Origin of the sequence: Micromonospora sp. NPDC002389 (assembly GCF_040296095.1) — a bacterium.
Taxonomy (GTDB): Bacteria; Actinomycetota; Actinomycetes; order Mycobacteriales; family Micromonosporaceae; genus Micromonospora.
In genome coordinates, this window is sequence record NZ_JBEOWP010000002.1 from 37352 (window position 1) to 56619 (window position 19268).

General features: G+C 65.8%; 20 protein-coding genes and 1 pseudogene. 3 read left to right on the forward strand and 18 right to left on the reverse strand.

Features of this window, described 5'->3' with window-relative positions:
• The first annotated feature begins 165 nt into the window (after window positions 1-165).
• Window positions 166-579, forward strand: coding sequence for a membrane protein insertion efficiency factor YidD (gene yidD / locus ABT008_RS03325; RefSeq protein WP_350693255.1), 414 nt, complete (start codon window positions 166-168; stop codon window positions 577-579).
• Here yidD and ABT008_RS03330 read toward each other — a convergent pair.
• Window positions 563-967, reverse strand: a complete 405-nt coding sequence (locus tag ABT008_RS03330; RefSeq protein ID WP_350693257.1) for a hypothetical protein — start codon at window positions 965-967, stop codon at window positions 563-565. The genes yidD and ABT008_RS03330 overlap by 17 nt on opposite strands.
• 85 nt (window positions 968-1052) lie before the next feature.
• Window positions 1053-1244: a helix-turn-helix transcriptional regulator gene (locus ABT008_RS03335; protein WP_350693259.1), complete on the reverse strand. Its 192-nt coding sequence runs from the start codon at window positions 1242-1244 to the stop codon at window positions 1053-1055.
• Window positions 1245-1613: 369 nt separating this feature from the next.
• Between ABT008_RS03335 and ABT008_RS03340 the strand changes: the two genes are divergently transcribed.
• Both ABT008_RS03340 and ABT008_RS03345 read left to right on the forward strand, forming a co-directional pair.
• Window positions 1614-2618, forward strand: a complete 1005-nt coding sequence (locus ABT008_RS03340) for a MarR family transcriptional regulator (protein WP_350693260.1) — start codon at window positions 1614-1616, stop codon at window positions 2616-2618.
• On the forward strand, window positions 2615-3418 hold the full coding sequence (locus tag ABT008_RS03345) for a hypothetical protein (protein WP_350693262.1): 804 nt from the start codon (window positions 2615-2617) through the stop codon (window positions 3416-3418). The genes ABT008_RS03340 and ABT008_RS03345 overlap by 4 nt, the downstream gene beginning before the upstream one ends.
• Before the next feature lie 104 nt (window positions 3419-3522).
• On the opposite strand, the gene ABT008_RS03350 is transcribed toward ABT008_RS03345, so the two are convergent.
• The 16 genes and pseudogenes from ABT008_RS03350 to ABT008_RS03425 form a co-directional block, all read right to left on the reverse strand.
• Window positions 3523-6591: a DEAD/DEAH box helicase gene (locus ABT008_RS03350; RefSeq protein WP_350693263.1), complete on the reverse strand. Its 3069-nt coding sequence runs from the start codon at window positions 6589-6591 to the stop codon at window positions 3523-3525.
• The gene (locus ABT008_RS03355) at window positions 6588-7085 is read right to left on the reverse strand and encodes a macro domain-containing protein (RefSeq protein WP_350693265.1); all 498 of its coding nucleotides are present in this window, start codon (window positions 7083-7085) and stop codon (window positions 6588-6590) included. The genes ABT008_RS03350 and ABT008_RS03355 overlap by 4 nt, the downstream gene beginning before the upstream one ends.
• Window positions 7086-7259: 174 nt before the next feature.
• Window positions 7260-8234, reverse strand: a complete 975-nt coding sequence (locus ABT008_RS03360; protein WP_350693267.1) for a hypothetical protein — start codon at window positions 8232-8234, stop codon at window positions 7260-7262.
• Complete coding sequence (locus tag ABT008_RS03365; RefSeq protein WP_350694042.1) at window positions 8215-9057, reverse strand: AAA family ATPase; 843 nt, start codon at window positions 9055-9057, stop codon at window positions 8215-8217. Before ABT008_RS03365 ends, ABT008_RS03360 begins: the two co-directional genes overlap by 20 nt.
• A gap of 141 nt (window positions 9058-9198) precedes the next feature.
• Window positions 9199-9324: pseudogene (locus ABT008_RS03370) on the reverse strand (AAA family ATPase); the annotation flags it as partial.
• The gene (locus ABT008_RS03375; protein ID WP_350693268.1) at window positions 9321-10472 is read right to left on the reverse strand and encodes a GmrSD restriction endonuclease domain-containing protein; all 1152 of its coding nucleotides are present in this window, start codon (window positions 10470-10472) and stop codon (window positions 9321-9323) included. The gene ABT008_RS03375 and the pseudogene ABT008_RS03370, both read right to left, overlap by 4 nt.
• Window positions 10473-10526: 54 nt before the next feature.
• A complete protein-coding gene (locus ABT008_RS03380) occupies window positions 10527-10964 on the reverse strand; it encodes an inositol monophosphatase family protein (RefSeq protein ID WP_350693270.1) in 438 nt (145 codons plus the stop codon).
• A complete protein-coding gene (locus ABT008_RS03385; RefSeq protein ID WP_350693271.1) occupies window positions 10961-11524 on the reverse strand; it encodes a GNAT family N-acetyltransferase in 564 nt (187 codons plus the stop codon). The genes ABT008_RS03380 and ABT008_RS03385 overlap by 4 nt, the downstream gene beginning before the upstream one ends.
• A 555-nt stretch (window positions 11525-12079) precedes the next feature.
• Window positions 12080-12652 carry a histidine phosphatase family protein gene (locus tag ABT008_RS03390; RefSeq protein WP_350693273.1) on the reverse strand — a complete coding sequence of 191 codons (573 nt, stop codon included), beginning with the start codon at window positions 12650-12652 and terminating at the stop codon, window positions 12080-12082.
• 109 nt (window positions 12653-12761) lie between these two features.
• Window positions 12762-13907: an IS110 family RNA-guided transposase gene (locus ABT008_RS03395; protein ID WP_502890333.1), complete on the reverse strand. Its 1146-nt coding sequence runs from the start codon at window positions 13905-13907 to the stop codon at window positions 12762-12764.
• 348 nt (window positions 13908-14255) lie between these two features.
• Window positions 14256-14699, reverse strand: a complete 444-nt coding sequence (locus tag ABT008_RS03400; RefSeq protein WP_350693277.1) for a GNAT family N-acetyltransferase — start codon at window positions 14697-14699, stop codon at window positions 14256-14258.
• Between the two features lie 155 nt (window positions 14700-14854).
• Window positions 14855-15307 (reverse strand): hypothetical protein, encoded by a 453-nt coding sequence (locus ABT008_RS03405; RefSeq protein ID WP_350693279.1) that lies wholly within the window; start codon window positions 15305-15307, stop codon window positions 14855-14857.
• 317 nt (window positions 15308-15624) lie between these two features.
• Window positions 15625-16269, reverse strand: coding sequence for a hypothetical protein (locus ABT008_RS03410; protein WP_350693280.1), 645 nt, complete (start codon window positions 16267-16269; stop codon window positions 15625-15627).
• An 897-nt stretch (window positions 16270-17166) separates the two neighbouring features.
• Window positions 17167-18048, reverse strand: coding sequence for an IS5 family transposase (locus ABT008_RS03415; RefSeq protein WP_350693282.1), 882 nt, complete (start codon window positions 18046-18048; stop codon window positions 17167-17169).
• 127 nt (window positions 18049-18175) lie between these two features.
• A complete protein-coding gene (locus ABT008_RS03420) occupies window positions 18176-18655 on the reverse strand; it encodes a flavoprotein (RefSeq protein WP_350693283.1) in 480 nt (159 codons plus the stop codon).
• Between the two features lie 11 nt (window positions 18656-18666).
• Window positions 18667-19254 (reverse strand): hypothetical protein, encoded by a 588-nt coding sequence (locus ABT008_RS03425; protein ID WP_350693285.1) that lies wholly within the window; start codon window positions 19252-19254, stop codon window positions 18667-18669.
• Window positions 19255-19268 lie beyond the last annotated feature (14 nt).

Below are 19268 nucleotides of genomic sequence, written 5' to 3' on the forward strand. Positions count from 1 at the left end.
TGACCAGGGGCTATGGATCTACGCACGCTGATCGAGCGTCTTCGTATCCTTTGCACAAGTGCATCGATCAATCAAGCCCTGACGCGACATACGTCTGTGGACCGCTGCCCGTACCCCTCGAATCCCGGACGCGGCCGGGTGGCGCGGCAGGATCATGATGTGGCCATGACGAAGATCGCCGGGCGCCGGCAGAAGAAGGGAAACACCTGCAGCGACGCGGGGTGCGATGCCCTGTCCTTCTGCCACTGTTCCCTGTTCTCGATGCTGTTGACGGTCGGCGCGGCAGCCGCGCGGGTGATCCCGGCACCGGTGGCCGACCACTCCGGACGGGCGGCCATCCTCGGCTATCGCCGCTGGCTTTCCCACCGCTGGCCGGGGCGGTGCCGCTTCACCCCCACCTGCAGCGCGTACGGCCTGGCGGCCGTCGAACGGTACGGCCTGGCGGTCGGTGGCCGGATGGCCGCAGACCGGCTGCGACGCTGCACCGCACACACGCCACCCGGCACCCACGACCCGGTGCCCGACGGCCAGCGTGCTTCCCGGGGTAACGGGTCCGGCCCGGTCAGTTCCGGCGGTTGATCACCACGAAGGCGACCCCGCCGACGACGATCTCGGCGAAGAGCAGCAGCGCGAACACCATGCTCGGCTCGGCACCGAGCGCGACGGCGATGGCCGCCACCGACGTGAGCGGGAACGCGGCCAGACCCAGCACGGCCAGGGCCCGGGTCAGAATGGCGTCGTCGCGCTCGTCCCCGGTCTGCGACCAGGCCCGCTCGAACGTCGTGGCACGGTCCGGTCGCTTGCTCAGCCGCCACACCATCAGCAGGAGGGCGAGCAGCCCGACCGCCGCTCCCTGGAGGAACCCGACGCCCATGTTGCCGGGCGCGTGCTCCCGCAGCAGCAAGCCCACGGCGACGATCAGCGCAGCGACTGCCAGCAGGATGGCGGCGACCGAGAGTTTCCGCAAAGCACTGCGACCTCCGGTCGTGGGGTGGCCCTCAGGTGTGTGGTGCTCCTCATGCGTGTGGTGATTCTTTGGGGTGCCGCGGCCCTCAGTCGACATGGAAGATCTCCTCTACGGGGCGGTGGAAGTGACGAGCGATGGCGATCGCCAGGGGTAGGGACGGGTCGTAGCGGCCGGTCTCGATCGAGTTGATCGTCTGCCGGGAGACGTTCAGGGCCTCGGCCAGTTCCCGCTGGGACAGCCCGGCAGCCTGCCGCAGCTCACGGAGATCGTTCCGCAACCAGCACCTCCGATGTCAAGCAACCTTGTCACGTCAAGGATGCTTGACACCTATGGTTGATGTCAAGCGTGCTTGTCTGCGGGGTGGCGGACGGCGGGCTGGGGCGGCCGGTGGGCGGGGGCGCAGGATCGTGGCAGTGCAGCTGTTGCGGTCCCGGCGTGTCGGACAGCTGCACTGCCACGCTCTTCGCGGCAGGTGCTCGTGTTGATCAGGCGGTGGCCGGTTGGTGGTCGCCCGCACCTTCGACTTCGACCCGGTGTGCCGCACTGGAGCCCACGACTCGCCACCGTGCACGGCGGCGAGTCGTGCTCGATGTGGCTGAGGGCGCGGCGACGAGGGAGTATAAGTTTTATCTAAGGGGGCTGAGTAATGCTTATATCGGAGTCCGTCTGGCGCGCGCTGACTGAAGCGGGTGTTGCGCTCGTGCCAACCGGTGCCGACCGCGCCGAGATGCGTTACGGAAAAGCCCGCGCCACGCTGACCGTCATCGCGTCCCCGACCCCACTGACCCCGAGCGCCGTTGCCGCCTCAATCAGCCGCCATCCGAACCCGTGCCTGGTCATCGTTCCAGCGGCGACGGTAGCGGTGCGGCAAGCAATCGCGGCGGCGGGCTGGTCATGGCTGGTCGATACCGGACAAAAAGTGACAGGTGTGCTGTGTCTTGACGGGGAACGAGTCGTGCTGCGGCCCCCGGTCGAGACGACCAAGCGGTCCGCCACGCGCGGTCGAGTGCCATGGGGCACCTTCACCCTGGTCCGCCGGCTGATCCAACATCCATACGTCACTCAGCAGGAGTTGGCCGCCATCGTCGGAATCTCCCAACCTCGGGTCTCCCAGGCGCTGGCTTCGCTGGCCGGCCGAGACCTTGTACACCGCACGTCGCGTGGCTGGATCGTGCGGGACGTCGACGAGGCGATCCGGTGGTGGCTGTCGACCTATCCCGGGCCGGGTGGCATCAGCACCCATTGGTTTGGCTTGGAGCCCGTGGTCGAGCAGGCCCGGACCGTCGTCGAGGCGTTTGCCGCGACTGCCGATGCGACTCACGTCGTGGTCTCGGGTGATGTCGCGGCCGACATCATCGCCCCATGGCATGCCCCGACCCGTGCCATTCTCTATGCGCATACGGGGTTGGAACTGGCGGCCGCAGGCTTCGTTCCTGCTGGCGAGGAAGAGGCGACGCTCGAACTCATTGTGCCGAGAGACCCGGGTCTGTGGCCACCGTCCGGCAAGACGCCGCCAGGCATTCCGCTCGTCGATCCGCTTCAGATCCTCTGGGACGTAAAAAGATCGCCTGGCCCGGACAGCGACGAGGCCGCTCAACGCGTCTGGGATGTGCTCCGTCGCGAGCACCATGGGCGGAGGTGCGCGGCATGAACGGGCCAGCCCCAGCGGAACCACGTTCCGTCTCGCTTGTTTCCACCAGCCGAGCAGCAGACGCCGGATTCCTCACCCTTGCGGACCTGGCGGACATCACCACGGCCCTGGACCTGGACCACCGCATCGTTGGCGGTCACATGGTCACCCTCCTCGTCGCACTGCATGGCGTCGCTGAGCAGGTGCCCCTGCGTGAGACGGCGGACGCCGACTTCGCCGCCCTGCCGACCGTCATCGCAGACCCCCGCCTACCGGCCGCGCTCGTCGCGCGCGGTTACGCATCGCGGGAGGCGGCTAACCGGTTCGCCCGCGAGGTCGAAGATCCGCACGGGCTTCTTACTCTGGTGGTCGACATCCTTGCGCCGTCCTACCAGAACTCGTTGGTGCCCAACCAGCGGCACGGCGATCTGGTCGTCGATGAGGTGCCGGGCCTCGTGCTCGCTCTGCATCGACCTGCCGAGTTACTCACGGCCCACGTCCAGCTCACCAGCGGTAAGGGTCTGAGCCTACGTGTCGTGCTTCCGGATGTGACGTCTGCGCTTTGCCTGAAGGCGCTCGCCTACCGTGGACGATTTGCGGCGAAGGACGCCGTTGACCTGTGGCGTCTCATCAACGCTGCTTACGCCGCCGGGCTGCGGGTCGCAGACTGGCCGGGCAGCGTTACCGGGCGCCAAGCCGCCGCTGTCCTTCACCGCTTCTTCGGTGCACCTGGAGCGGCTGGTCTCAAGCAGGCATCTCCCAGCGTGGGGGACCGAACCCGGCTGCGGGCATTGCTGCGAGAGGTGGTGCCCGTCTGGTAGCTACTCGGTCGGCGATAGTGCGGGCGGCGGCGTGGAGCGTGGCAGTGCAGCTACTGTGCGCACGGCGTGTCGAGCAGCTGCACTGCCACGCCCTTGCCGATCGGTCAGGCGGCGATGGCGCGGGCGGCGGCGTACACGTCGGCGGGGAGCGGATGATCCAACTGCCACATGATGCGCATCGGCCGGTCACCGGTGTGCTGCTGGTAGGTCATCGGCCCGGCGTACAGGTAGGCCGGGGCACCCAGGTCGCGGTCCGGCACTCGGGTCTCCCGCACGAACAGGTGCACCGTGGAGCCGCGTGCGGCGTGGTGGATGTAGCGCTGCCCGGTCGGCGACGCCGACGACGTGGTGCTCTGCGACTCCCATTGGAACAGTGACTCGGTGACGGCCCGGTCGGCGTACATGGTGGTGGGGGAGTAGTGCTGCGCCGACTTGATCAGCGTGACGAAGAAGAGGTCGGCCTGGGCGTCCGGAAGCCACTTCACGCCTTCCCGCAGCGAGCCCGGATTCGGCATGCCGAACGCGGCGCACGCCTCGTTGCGGCTGTATCGGGCGTGTACCCGCAGCGGCAGCCCGTCGACCGGCTCGGTGACCCGGTGGATGCGCTCGCGCAGCACTTCGGCCACCTGGCGTAGCTCGGCGCAACGCGTCGGCTCGGACCAGAGGCGGGCCAGCCGTTCCCCGCGCTCGGTCAGCGGCGCGGTCGGCCCCCAGAGGTCGAAGTGCAGCATGTCCCAGAGCCGTCCGGCCTCGGGCCGCTCACCGGCCGCCACCCGGGCCAGCAGGTCGAGCCGGTCCGGGTCGTCCAGGTGCAGCATCCGTCCGATCGCCCGGCCCAGCTCGCGGTCGTCCGGTCCGCCCGATGAGGAATCCAACCGTGCCAGCCGCCGCAGCCCGGTCCACCCGCCGATGCTCGCCGACCGGTAGACGTCCTCGATCTCCACGCCGGCCTCGTGCAGGTACTCGGCCAGGCGCACGTCCCCGAGCTGGCGCAACTCGGCCAGCAGGCCGGGCTTCGACGTGGGCAGCGCCGAGCGCAGGTTGCGCAGCACGATGTCCTTGGCCACCCGGTCGAGCTGGATGTGGCAGCCGCTCGGCAGGGACGGGAAGTCGTCGCGTACCGCTTCGGTGATGGCGCGGCGGCTGACCCCGGTCAGGGCCCGCCAACGCAGGTCGAAGCGGAAGTTGGCGTGCTGCCCGCCGATGAAGTCGAGCACGGTCAGGCAGGGCTTGTCGTCGTCCAGGCGCAGCCCACGGCCGAGCTGTTGAAGGAAGATCGTGGCGCTCTCGGTGGGCCGCAGCATCAGGATCGTGTCGACCATCGGCAGGTCGACACCCTCGTTGAACAGGTCGACGGTGAACAGCACCCTGACCGCGCCATCCCGCAAGCCCTTGATCAGAGTCTGCCGCTCGGCGGGGCCCGTCCGCGAGGTCACCGCCGCCGACGGCACACCGTGCCGGCTGCACCAGTCCGCCATGAACTCGGCGTGCCCGATGCTGACGCAGAACCCCAGCGCCCGCATCCGATCGACGTCCACGGTGTCGCGTACCGCCCGCAACACCATCCGCGCCCGAGCATGGTTGCCGGTGTAGACGCCGTCCAACTCCGTCGGGTCGTACCCCTGCCCGCGCTTCCACCCCAACTGCGACAGGTCCACATCGTCGTGCAGGCCGAAATACTGGAACGGCGCAAGCAACTGCCGCTCCAGCGCCTCCCACAGATGCAACTCCACGGCGGCGCGGCCATCGAACCACCGCCGCACGTCGCCGCCGTCACTGCGGTCGGGCGTCGCCGTCAATCCGAGGAGTACGCGCGGACGCAGCCGCTCCAACAACCGGGCGTACGTCGGCGCCTCCGCGTGATGGAACTCGTCGACGATCACCATGTCGTACGCCTCGGGGTCGATCTCCCGCCGGTGCAGCGACTGGATGGAGGCGAAGACGTACCGCCAGTTCTGCGGCGCCCGACCCCCGACGAGCGTCTCGCCGAAGCTACCGTCCCCCATGACCTGCCGGAACGTCGCCACACTCTGCCGCAGGATCTGCTCCTGATGCGCGACGAAAAGCAGCGAGTCGACCGCCTTCTCCCGATGCAGCCGGCGGTAGTCGAGCGCCGCGACCACCGTCTTGCCCGTGCCGGTGGCCATCACCAACAGGTTCCGCCACCGACCGTGGACCTTGCGCTCGGCGTCGAGATCAGCCAGGACCTCCGACTGGTACGGGTACGGCCGCACGTCCAGGTTGGCGATCTCGGTCGGTGCCTCGTCGCGACGCTCCCCGCGTAGGGCGGTGCGCAGCCGGTCCGCATCCTGGCCCGGGTCGTAATTTTCGAACGCGGGATCGTGCCAGTAGTCCTCGAACGTCGCGGTGAACGTGTCGATGACGTACGGCTGCTCGACGTTCGAGATCCGGACGTTCCACTCCACGCCGTCCATCAACGCGGTCTTCGACAGGTTCGACGAGCCGACGTACGCGGTGGTCATGCCGTTGTGGCGACGGAACAGCCACGCTTTGGCGTGCAGGCGGGTCGTCCGGGTCTCGTAGGACACCTTGATCTCGGCGCCGAGTTCGGCGAGCCGGTCCAAGGCGCGCTGATCGGTCGCGCCGAGATAGGTCGTGGTGATGACCCGCAGCCGCCCGCCACGGCCGATCAGCTCACGGATGGCGCCCTGTACCTGGAGCAGACCGTGCCACTTGATGAACGCGCAGAGCAGGTCCACCTGTACTGCCGAGGCCATCTCGTGGGTGACCTCGTGACCGATACGCGGCTGGTGCCGGCCGTTGACCAGCAGTGCGCCGGTGGAAAGTGGGGTGGTGGGCCGCTGCGGGAAGGCGGGCGCGGCCGGCGGGGTCGGCGGTGCGGCGATGGCGTGCAGCAGGTGCTTCGCGTCGGTGACCTGGTCATCGACGGTGGCTGCCTGCGGGCTGAGGGTGGCGATGGCGTCAGCGATGCGGTTAGCCAACTCGACCTGACGGTGAAGCTTGTCGTCGCCACCGCCGACGGCGTGCAGGGCGCGGTGCGTCAGGGTGGCGATGTGGCGAGCCAGGGCGTCCGGGGCGTCAGCCGGATCGAGCTTCCCGTGCTGGATCAGCGCGGGATCGACGCGCTGGAGCCGATCGGCGAGTTCACGGGTGACGACGTGCTCGTAGACACCCCGCTCAAGGTCAGTCACCCGGTGATCCTGCCAATTCTCGGGCCTGTTGTCTCTCGCTCTCCATCCGGGACAAAGAGCAGCACTCGCACGTCGGGAAGCTCGGCGAAGGCTCGCTCGATGACCGGGTGGACCGCAGCCCAGGCCAGTCCACCGTTGCCGCAGCCCAGAGCGGGGACCGCAATCGAGGCGATCTGCCGTTCGCGCACGACGCGGACGAGGTCAACGAGGCCGGCATGGATGTCGGACAGCTTCGAGTCGGCGCGCCAGTGACCCTTGGTGGGGAAGTTGATCACGTATCTGCGGGGGCCGGGACGGGTCGAGTCGTGAACGAACATCCGACCCAGGCGGACCTCGTTCTTCGCGCATGCCGCCCGGTAAGCGGCGTAGTTGGCCGGGTAGGCGCGCTTGAACTGGAGAGCGATGCCCTTGCCCATCACGCCGACCGTGTTCACGGCGTTGACCACCGCATCGACGTCGGCGGCCAGCAGGTCCCCACGACTCAACGTGATCATCAAACTACGTCCTCCCGCTCGCACCCGTTGTACCAGTAGGGCCCGACACGAAAGCGTTGCTCGATCGACCTAGCGCTACTGAGGATCCGCCACACATACTGCTGGTGGTCCCTGGTCCTGCGACGCCATTCGATAGACGGGCGGGAGAGCAACTTCCCTCGACGCCTCGGGCCGCTAAGTGTCGAGGTGCTCGACGAAGAGTCCGATCAGGATCCGACCGCCCAGCTGGCTGCTTGGCAAGCTGAAATGGATTCGATTGCGGTGTGGCTCTAACTTCGCATGCCATTCGCACACGTATGATTCACCGTCCAGTGACACCATGCGCTGTGCCATCAATCTGTCACTGCTGCGGGTCTTCGGGCTCTCAGGTGAAAGATTGACGCCATGCGCGCCTAGCATGGCTGCGACGTCCTTGGGTAACCCGGACTGCTGTTGCAGGGCCGCCGTGAAGTGGTCGTTCAGCACCCCAAGGATCCGCACCACTCGGTCTCGCACGTCGAGGTAGCTGCCATCGAAGCGGCCGAAGTTGAGCGCTGGATGGAAGACTAATTCTGGAAAGGCATGCTCCGCGAGGTCAAAGAAATCCTGCTCGTCGAGCTTCTCGCGGTGGTAAAGAGAACGCCAAAAGCCGCGCAGTTCCTGTTCAGTGCTGAAGAAGTATGCGTCGGCGGCTCGGTTGCCGTCGGAAATAGTCCAGAAGCCACTTCGGGGCGTTCCGCCGAAAACTAGGCATGCCATCTGGCGTTCGGCGGAAAGTGCGATGCCAAGAGAGAATGACAGTTCGATCCTTGCGCGCTTGTCGTGTGGGGCAACGCTCGAGCTAACTTCAACGGCTTGTAGGAAGCCCGCCGTATCCTCGCTCCATGTGGTGCATCTATCAAGAAGTAAACCCAGTCGGCGTATCGTGTCGCGGCTGATGGTCACCATTCCGGACTGGTAGAGGAAATCGTGTAGGAGCACACCATCGAGGCATTCGATGCTGTCCCAGATCCAGGGATGCATACGTACGGTTAGGTCGCGGTCTCGTAACGCGGATATAGTGTCGTTCAGGGTGTCGAGATGGTGCTCTAGATCATTCGCCGAGATGTCCCGAAAATCGAAGCTGGTCTCGTCAAGTGTGATCCGATCGTCAATGACTGCGTTTTGCACGAGCAAGCCTCCCCAAGTCTTCCTCGATCTGGTCGAAGAATCCTTCAGGCCAGGAAGTCAGCTCTCCCCGTGCCGAGAGTTCCACCTGAATGGGATTTCCGTCGCCAGCCGCTTCTTCGAAAAAATGGATCAGAGTGTCTTCGTTTCCAAGTGATTTATCTGCAGCTACACCGAGCCGGATGCCGTTGATCATGTGATCACTGTGCGTCTCGACGATGACCTGGGTTCCGCTGCCGGCGACTCGGGCCAGGAATCGCCCGAGCCTAGATTGACCGGCCGGATGTAGGTGCGCCTCGGGATTCTCTACGATCAACATTCCGCTAGAGGGCATGAGGAGACCTGCGACCACGATTGGTAACGCATAAGAGAAACCAAAGCCCATGTTGGCTGGGCGAATCGGCTCCCCCAGCCAGCCCTGCTCCGAGAAGCGAATAATGCTTGCACTTAAGCCCGCTGGCCACTGGGCGTCAACGCGGATCGGACGGATAATATCCTCAATCCAGTCCTCGACCTGCGTCTGCAGGGTCGTCACCCCATGTTCAATGGTCTTCTTGGGATGCCGCAGAGGTTCTCGGATGACCGAGGACCCCATCGCGGCCAGAACCTGGGCTGTGTACTGACCCTGCTCGCCTACCCCCAGCCATTTTGAATCCTCTGCTGTGACTTGAAGTTGATCCCTCGGTCCAAGACGCTCTGCATTGAGGTAGGCGAAGCGTTGCCCCTGCTCGCGGAACATCTCGGGAACGATCTCCGGTCGCTGCTCGACCGTGAGGTTTAGGGATCGGCCGATGGGGACCCCCAAGAGGTAGAGGTACTCAGACATTCCGCCTCTTAGGCGGATTCTAATCTGTTGTGAAAGTGCACCCGGGTGAAGCACCTCGTTCGCCTCGCCGAGTGCCAACCCGTACGGACCGTTCAGCGGTACGACGTGTCGATCGTGGTAAACCGCTGCATAACGAGCTAGAAGGAGGCTTTGGATAAAAGTGCTCTTCCCTGCCCCGTTCGCGCCGGTCAGGACAGTCATCGAACGAAGTTCGAGTTCTGCCGATCGGAAACGCTTGAAATTGTTAATCGCTACGGAGGTGATCACTTGGCCCGCGCCGCCTCGATGGTCTTTTGCATCCGGTACTCGACCTTCCGGGGGTCGCCGGTGGCCGTCGTGATAGCGCTGAAGTAGTACGTGTCATTGGTCATTAGATCTCGGGCTGCGCTACGGATCGCCTCGGCTCGCGATGTCACGTCGGACTCGGTTAGGTCCGCGAGGGCAACGGACCAGCTTTCAAATAGTGCACGGTTGATTGGGTTGCGACCCTTCTGGTCCCACTCCCACTTTCGGAAAGCATGCTCACTGAACACGATTTGGGCATTACGCATGGCGCGTCGAAAGCTGGTTTCCAGTTCGGCCAACTGGACGTTGCTCGCTTGGCGGGGATCGTCTATCTGGCGGGTCGCTTTCAAAAGGAACGAGTCAATGCTGTCCGTCTTTTTATAGTCGGCGACGCTGAGTAGGCGGAAGGCACAAAACCGCAGCACGACCTCCCGGTCGCCCATCCTGACATTCGAACGAAGGCTGCCTTGCGTGGCGGTGACGAATTCTTCGGTCTCCGCGCAGCGGCGCAGGAAGTCGCGACTTCGGCTTCGGCTCATGCAGTGCCGGATCTCCTGGGCGTTGAGCGGAGTTCCCCCCGTGTTAATCCGTTTAAAGATGTTGTATGTGACCTCGGGTGACGTCGTGGGCGCGATGACATGAACCACGATCTGAGTGTTATGGAGCCGGCGTTGTAGTGCCGGTAGCAGTTCAGTGAAAAACTTGCCCTGTTCGTCGTGTAGGTATTCCAGGTCGGTTAGAGCGAACCGCTCTTGGCCCTCGCCCCTGACGAAATCTTTGATCGTGGAGAGGCGCTGTAGGCCGTCGACGACGCGCATCATGCTATCGGCGTCCTCAGCGAAATAGAAGGCGGGCAGTGGGATCTGCAGCAAAATGGACTCAACTAGCCGCGACTTTTGCCGCGCTTTCCATACCCGGTTGCGTTGGAAGTCGGGTGCGAGTTCCAGAGACTTCTCGTCGATCATGTCCAGTACGTTGCGGAGCGAGAACGTTTTGGTCGTGACGCGGATCTTGTTCGGGTCCCACGGGGTGTGCGACACCGCGCCCTCGCTGGCATCCTCGATCTCCAGGCCAGTTGCCTCTCCCTCGAACAGCTCTTCCGAGGGGATGCCTGTCTTTTGCTCCGTCATCACAACCACCCTGGTCTCGCGTCGGTCGTTCAGAATCGTAGCGATGGTGAGGCGCTACGTCACATCAAGGCGCGGGTGCCGGCTCTCTAGGTGGCGGTCGCCGCGATCATGGCCCGGGTAGCGGCCGCCACCGCGCAGGCTATGAACTGTGTTCGATGACGCCGACCACGGCCTCATTTCCTGCACGAGCGCGAGCGACACCGCGCACAGCGGCAGACCTCGCACGTAGTTCGACGTGCCGTCGATCGGGTCGAGAACCCACCGCTTGCTTGGCGACCCGCTCAACCCTTCTTCCTCACCGAGGAAGCCGATGCCGGGCGTCGCGCTATCCAGGAAGGCGCGAAGATCCCGTTCGATCGCGTAGTCCAGCTCCGAGGCGACATCCCGATCGCCCTTGGTGGTGAGGACTACGGGCGTCTGCTGCCGCATCGCGTCTGCCGCGCGGCGTGCAGCCTCGACCGCGATCGGTAAGAAGTCGCGGTACGAGGTCACCTCAGCCCTTGCGTGTTTGCGCTAGGCAGCGCCGTGGTGAGCACGATGAACTCTGGCGCATTCTCCCAACCGGGCCGCAGTCGGGCCCGCTGCGTCCAGCCCCACGAGTCGTAGGCGCGTCGGGCGATCGCATTGTCGGGACGGACGAGCAGGGTGGCACGCTTCTCGGTACGGCCACTGAGCAGCCGGTCGTGAAGTGTTCGCGCCACACCTTGGCGTCGCCAGTCGGCCCGCACCAGCAACTCGCTGATCGCGAAGGTCCGCTGGCCGTCCTCGTCGGTGAACCCGGAGGGTGTGTCACCCCTGAGCCCCTCCCACCATCGAGTGTGCGGCGGGAGCGGGAAGCCGTAGATGTAGCCGACCAGCACGCTGTCAACACTGGCGGTGACGAGTTCCCACCCTGGGCGTTCCCGGTGTGCGCCGAGCTGACGGCGGTAGCGGTCCTCGCTGTAGAACTCACCCTCGTCGGAGTGCACCTCAAGATAGAGCTGCACAAGTTCATCGACTAACCGTTCGGCTTCGTCGGAGTCATAGGCGCGTAACACGAGGTTGGTGATCAACGTCTCCCCTGCTGGTCGTATGCGAGGGTGAACTGTCGGACAGCAGCTGTGGGGCGGTCCGATCGGCCGAGGCTCGTCCTGACGCTCGCCAAGTGTCTCGCCACCCGCTGGGAACGCATTTGTCTCACAGCCGGTAATGCGTTCAGCCCCATCCTGGCCGCCTGGTTGACGTCGCCCTGCTGCTGGGTCGCATCGATGAGATGGACGGAATAAAGGAGCTGGTTACGCCGGTGTGCCGGCGACGGATTTGTGGTGATAGCGCGGAACGCCTCGGCCGCGCGCTCCGGCTGGCCCAAGCACAGGTACGAGAGTCCCCGTATCCCCTGCACCTCCTGGTTGTTCACGAAGTGAACGAAGCCCTGGTTGTCGGCGTACAGGTCCGAGTGCAGAGGTAGGTACGGCTGCAAGTGCACACCGCGCCGAGCTTGGCCTGCGTCCGGCGACTTGGCCCCTCGACCTGGCGGCGATCCGAGTCGGTGACGTCGCGTGACGGGTGTTGCTGAGCCCAGCCGTTCCCTCGACATGCGGATCTGCCGAGTAGCGGATGCCGAACAGCTACAAGTGCCCGGTGTCATTGAAGCTGATTAAGGTCGGCGGCCGATCGGAATTCCACTGCACGATGGTGATCCCGCAGTTGGCCTGGTTGAGGCCGATCCAGCGCCACACCGGGGCCTCAAGCATGTGGCGGGCGAACCACCCGATCACGAAGTTGTGCGTGATCAGCAACTCGTGCCGGTCCTCGTCGCCGGTGACACCGAGGTGTTCGACAGCGGCCTGCAGGGCCGACGCGTCTTCGTCGCGCTCGTCGTCGGGCACGCCATCCAGCCAGGCAAGCCACCTGTCCGGATATCGGCCACGCTGTCCCGCGGAGGGCACCGGAGTGCGGTCCGCCATGAGGTCGCACGCGTGTCTCGGCACCTGCGGGAGATGGCCGGCGACGACGTCGGCGGTCTGGACCGCCCGGGCCAACGGGCTGTGGTGGATCGCCGAGAACGGCACTGTACGGAGCCGTCGGCCCAGCCGGTCCGCCTGCTCGCGACCGAGTTGTGAAAGACCTCCGTCCGGGGCATGAGCGGACGCAGGATCCTGTTCGCCGTGACGGACGAGGTACAGCTGTGTACGAGCCATCGACACGCACCCTCCCGTCTTTGCTCGGCGATGAGCACGATAGATCACGGAAGCACGGATGACCCGGCCCAGAACATGGCCAGGTTCACTCTTCTGGCTCCCCTCTGTGTCAAGACACCGCTGGGAGGAGAGTTCTATCCTGGGTCTCGGCGGGTCCGGGAAGTGACCTCTCCGAAGAGCCGGCTGGGGGATGCAAGCCGGTCGCGCTGGAGCCAGTTGCCGTTCCCTGTTGTCCTCCCGGGCCCGCCGCCATCGCCGCTGTGGCGTTGTTGATCATGGCTCGGTAGACGATGTCGGACAGGCGCCGTTTCAGCGCGCGCATTGCTTCCATCGAGGTCTTGCCGGCGGCCTTCTTGCGGTCGAAGTAGGCGCGTCCTTCGGTAGGGTTGCGGAGCTGGACGGTGGCCATGATGTGCAGAACCCGGTTGATCTGCCGGTTCCCGGCGCGGGAGAGCCGGTGTCGGACCTGCTCGCCGGAGGACGCGTCGATGGGGGCGGTGCCGTTCCAGGAGGCGAAGTGGGCCCGGTTCGGGAACCGGGTGATGTCGCCGACCTCGACCAGCAGCCGGGCGGCGCCGGAGGGTCCGATGCCGTACAGGTCCATCACTGTGGTGCCGGTGGACCCCACCAGTTCCTTGAGTTCCTTGTCGGCGTCCTTGGAGCGTCGGTAGATCCGTTCGAGGTCAGCGATCAGCTCCGCGGCGACTCGGCGTCGGGCTTTGCCGACCGCATCGCGGGGTCTGACCGTGGCCAGCAGTGCTTTGGCCTGGGCGGCAGACAGGCTCTTCTTCGCCCCGCCGGGAATCAGTTCGAGGAGCAGTTGGTGCAACTGGGAGACCATCCGGGTGTGGTCGACACCGAGGGAACGGCGTCGGTCGACCAGGATTCGTAGCAGGGCGAGTTGTTCATCGTTGACCACCGGACGCAGCCCGGCCATGCGGGTGCCGACCAGCGCGATGGAGTGGGCGTCGGTGGCATCGGTCTTGCGGCCCTGTCCGGTGGCAAAGACCCGCGCCCGGGCGGACAGCTTCGGCGGAACGTCGACGACCTGTTCGCCGTCGGTCAGGAGCCGGGTGGCGATGTGCCGGCCGATGCCCTGGCAGCCCTCGACCGCCCAGACCCGGTGCCGCCACCGGCTGGCGTAGGTTCTCATCGCCGTGTAGCCGTCGCGGTCGGTGTCGAACCGGCCGCCCCCGACGATGGTCTCGTCGCCGGCCATGACCTCGATCGTTGCGGAGCGTTTGTGCGGGTCCATCCCGATGACCACACGGCCTGGTGTGACAGTCAACGTGTCCTCCGATGCTCGATCCACCTGGGTTGTCGAGCCGGGAGGGCAACGCTACTTCGAGCCGAGCAAACCCCTCTTGAGCCTCTCCCCGCCCTGAGGCGACGCCCGGGCCGCGCAGGCCAGATGAGAGCCACACGACCAGCGTGGGCAGCCGCAATGAGAGCGACAACCCGGGCGCCTCGACCGAAGCCTGGCCGGGCCACGGTCGTAGGTCAATGAAACAAGTAGCCGCGAAGCGCTCGCAACTGAAGGCGACATCGAGCGCTGGCCGATGGTATCCACGTAGCGTCAGTGGACTGGCTGGCTGACTCGCGTTCAGTCCAGGTAAAGCCGGTAGCCCTGGGCAACAGAACGTAGGCCGCGCGACTCGTAGAACATGTGGGCGTCGGATCGGTCAACGCGGGAGAGCAGCTGCACCTTGTAGCAGCCGGACGCACGGGCCAGATCGACCAGCGCATCGAACAGACGGCCCGCAACCCCTTGGCGGCGGGCAGAGCGAGCGACGACAACGTTCTCCACGAGCATGAACGATCGCCCACCACGGGTCAGATTCGGAACGACGATGCAATCAACAGTGCCGACCGCCAATCCCTCGCGCAAGGCGATCAACACGGTACGCCCCGCCTGGCCGACGATCTCCTGCCAAGTCTCCACCGCCTGCTCGTGGGGCAGCGCCGGATCTTCCGGATGCAGCTCGGCGTACAACGTGCCCAACGCCATCAGATCGTGCTCCGTCGCCTGGCGAACGGTGATCCTCACGGCGACACCCTATCGGCACGTCGGGCCGGCGGGCAGACGCGCGACCCTAAGGCCCGGCCTCAGCCCACCGGCATAGTCCTCCACAACGTGATTGCCCTGGCCGTCACCACGCCGGCACCCTGATCTGCCGCCGATGGTGCGTGCTGAGGAGTGGCTCAGTCGAACCAGTTGAACAGCAGGTCTCCGAGCCGGCTCGGCTGGTGGTAGGCGACATCCCGGCGCTCTTGCTCGGTCAGAAGATGCAGGTGCCGCTCGTGGGGCGGCTGATCAAGCTCGGCCCTGGTGGCGACCCGCAGCCCTGCGCGGCGGTAGATGTCCCCGCCGGGCACGTCAACGAACACCGGGTTGATCATGTGGGGGTCTTGCTGTTCGGCCGCAGCGACCAGGAAGACCGCGGCGTTGAACAGGATGCTCAACGGCTTGGCATCACGCAGTCGCACACCGACCCGGTAGTGGTTTCGGCCGACCGTCGGCTCCTCGACCGACGTCGTGACCACACCGTGCAGTGCCCTGGCGCTGTCGTACACCATGGCCAGCAAGGTGGCACCGGCCGCCCGATCCAGGTGCGGCCGGGTCACTCCCGCCCGCAGCAGATGGATGATCTCCACGCCGACAGCCGGGCTGCTGTACTGGCTGCTGTACTGCCGGGAAGGGCAGCGGTCGGGACTATCGTGCCTGACGTATCGGGGCACGGATGGCGGCCTCCAACCGCAGGCCGGTCCCGACGAGTACGAGTAGCCAGGCCAGCGTAAATGGACGGTCGGTGGTTGTGCCGAGAGTCAAAAGGGCGATGAGCAGTCCGACGACGATTGCGGCGGTACCGACGTTCCGGAGGGTGATGGTGGTCAACACCCGGCTGAGTTTGCCAGGGCACATGGCCGTGCAGTCATCCGGACGCACTGATCTAGCCGCAGACCGAGTGTCGTTACGAGCGGACGAGATCGTAGGCCCGCGCCAGGTCGTCACCCCACGACATGGCGTGGTCACGCTCGAACGCCCGATACAGTCGGTCGCGGACCGTCTCACTGCGCAGCCAGGCGACCAGCGTGGCCGGCCTCCGGTCCGCGAAGTTGAGTCCGTTCACAGTGTCGGCCAGGTGGCGGTCTGCCGCCGAGCTGTGCGTGACGTCCCAGATACCGAGGAATCGCCTGACGCTTTCACCGCCGGCGACGACCGCGTCGAGGAAGGTGGTCGGGTCGAGGAACGACCCGACCTGCGACGGGTACGTCGCCAGCAATGACCGCCACACCGCATCCAGGTAACCGTCAATCGCGTCTTGCTCGGCTTCAGGCCAGGTGTGCCACTGCCCGCGACGCAGCTTGCCCAACACAATCGCTGGGTCGAGTTCCGTGGAGGTGGCCAAGCGCCCCAGCAGCAAGGGCAGCAGACTCTTCAGGTCGTCACAGCTGCCGACCGTATTGCCGAGGCTGATGGCCAAAGAGAACAAGTCATGACCGTCGACCGGCACCTGCCCCCGGCAATGCGGGCAGCCATCGAGCACCGCCCTGTCCGGGTACCGGACGAACGCATCCCGGAGTCGTGCCACCGCCACAATCAGATCGCCGTCCACCGGCCGATCCTCGCAGCCCGCACCGGCTCAACATCGGCGACCTCGGCGAGGAACACGCCACCGCCTCTTGCGCGGGGACCACGCTTGATCAGATGCACGCACATGCCGCGATCCGGTGCGAGCGCGGCTGATCCTGGCAGTAACGGAGTGTAGTCAGCGAGGTGGCCTGCCGTGCGACATGGAGGCCTGCTCGACAGACGTCGTTGACTCCTTCTGGTGCGTCGATCTCTGTACGCTCCGGGGCGTACCTACCTGGGCACTCGGGCCTGTACGCCGACACTGGTCGTCTTCGTGCGGGCCGCGGTCCAACTCGTGACGGGCCTTTGCCATGGCGCGCTCGTAGCCACTTGCGTCCCGCAATACGGCGAACGTGTGCGCCCGCCTGAGATGTAGGAGAGTGCGTAGGCGCGGGGTGGCCCAGCCGGCGGACGCCCGTAGCGCCGCCTCCGCACAGTGCAGCGACTCGATTGGCTGCGTCCCGCGCATGAGTACGCGAGCTGGGTCAATGCGCGAACCTCGACCTGCGGATCGTCGGCGATACGTGCTCGGGTGATCGCCTCGTTCAGATATGGCCGGGATGTGGCTCGCCGCTCCGAGTCGATGGACAGCCAGGCAGCCTCGATGGCGAGATCGGCGAGCGCACTTTGCAGGGCATCTCCCACTTCCCGGCTGTACCTGGCCTTGGCTGCCCAGGTCAACAGGCGGGAGTGCACCTGGATGGCGACGTCACAGAGTTCGTTGGCACCCACGGCGGCGTCCGCCTGGCGCAGTTCGTTGACGAGCGAACTGGCAAAGCGAACCTGTTCCATACCGATCGTCGGAGGCGACTCGATGAGTCCCGCGAAGAGTTCCAGGTGCGCAGCGGGGGCCAGGCCGGCTAGAGAGCCTGTTTCTGATCTAGGTGGGGGTGGTTGTGGTACGGGCGTGGCGGCGGGTCATTTGGAGGATGGCTGCCCAGTAGGTGATGGTTTCGTGGTGTTCGGGTAGGCGTTCGTAGTCGCGGGCGCAGCGGCGTCGGCGGGTGAGCCAGGCGAAGGTGCGTTCGACGACCCAGCGGCGGGGCAGGACGTGGAAGCCTTTCGCGGCCGGGCGGGGCACGATGTCGATGCGGACTCCGAGGTCGGTGGCCCATCTGGTCAGGTCACCGTGGTAGCCGTTGTCGGCCCAGATGTGTCGGACGCCGTGGAGGGCGGCTTGGTGCACGACAGGGCGGGCGCCGTCACGGTCCTGGACGTTGGCCGGGGTGACGTGGACGGCGATGAGGAGTCCGAGGGTGTCCACGGTGATGTGGCGTTTACGGCCGTTGACGCGTTTGTGGGGGTCGTAGCCGCTGGTGTCCCGGCTGACGGTGGCCTCGGCGCACTCGTGCACCGACTGGGCATCGACGCAGCCGGCGGTCGGGGTGCGGGCGCGACCGGCGGCCTGGCGGATCGCCTCGCGTAGCCGGTCGGTGAGGGTGAGCGCGGTCAGGTCGTCGTGCCAGCGGGCGAGGAAGCCGTAGACGGTGCGCCAGGGCGGGAAGTCCGCCGGCATGGCACGCCATTTGATCCCGTTGTCGACCAGGTAGAAGATCGCGTCGATGATCGCCCGGCGGTGGTGCTTTTCGGGACGTCCGCCGCCGGGACGGTCGCAGGCGGGCGGGCTGAGCAGGGGCTCGAGGATCTGCCACTGGGCGTCGGTGGTGTCCGACGGGTAGCGGCGGGAGCGGGTTGAGCAGCCACACGCGCAGACGGCACGGGGTCGCTGTCCGACGGCGGAGGGGGCAGGGTTCAATGTCAAGGCGGGCTCTTGGGGCAGCAGGGTGTAGGAACCGTCTGCTTACCAAGAGCCCGTCTCTATGCACGCCCCGCCACGCCGACCGCCAGTCACATAGCACAGACCCCGCCACACGGTTCATAAACAGGCTCTATAGCGGGGCATTGAGCATTTCGGTAACTGTTCCCCAACCCGACTCGACGTTGAGGGGTGCCGCTGCGACGCCTGCATCACGGAGTAGCTGAAGGTGCCGGTCGTAGATCGGGTGGGTGGCCAACTCAGGCTTTACGTGGGGAAATGCGTGAAGCGGAACTCCGGCACCGAGCGCTTCATTGAGAATGCCGAGCGCGAGGGTGTCGTTGATCCCTTGAGCCCACTTGTTGATCACGTTGAAGGTAGCCGGTGCGACCGCTACAGCCGTAGCTGGCGGATGTGGCTCCGGCTCGCCGGGCTTTCGCCATTCCGTCCGCACCGGGTAGCCGGTCTGCGCTGCAAGCGCCTCCCGGTCGATCCAGGTCGCAGCGGTCGGCGTAGCGGTGACGCAAACGGTCCAGCCGTCCTCCTGCAGCAGGTCGATCAGCTCACCGATCCGCAGCGCGGGAGGTGCCGCGCAGACGACCAGGGCGAGCACTCGTGGTGGGGTCATGCCAGCAGTCCGGCACGCTCCGCGAGTGGTCGCAGCCCTGGCGTCGCAGCCCGGCGCTCCTTCGCCAACAGGTCGAGCAGTAGCGTGCGGGCTTGCACGTTCGCGTGCACCATCTCGGCAGCTACCCGCTCCGCTTCGAGGAGGTGCAGCACGGCAACTGACCTGTCAGTGGACGACATCAACGCGGCTGCGGCCAGGTCGACGTCTACTTGGGCTCTCCGGCCGACCAGCACTGTGGGCAAGCGTGACGTGTCGAGTCTCGTCCCGATCTCCATGGCCTGGTTCGCGTTGCCTGCTCGGACGGCCGCCGACACCGAGTGGATGACGACGTTCGTCGGCCCGAAGCCTGTCCACAACCGGTTCCGGTCAGAGCCCAGTGTCGTCGCCAGCCCATTGGCGCGCTCCAGCAATTGGCTCGCTCTCTTCGCGTTCCCTTGCCCAGCAGCAATGATGGCAGCCAAGAGCAGCAGTGCCCCGTGAGCCGAGATCAGGTCAGGATCGGAAACTGGACCAGCCGAAGTCAGAGCTTCGACGCTGGTCCGCACGATCCGTTCGGCCGCTTCCGCTCTGGCAGGAAGTCGCATGAGCCCGCATGCCG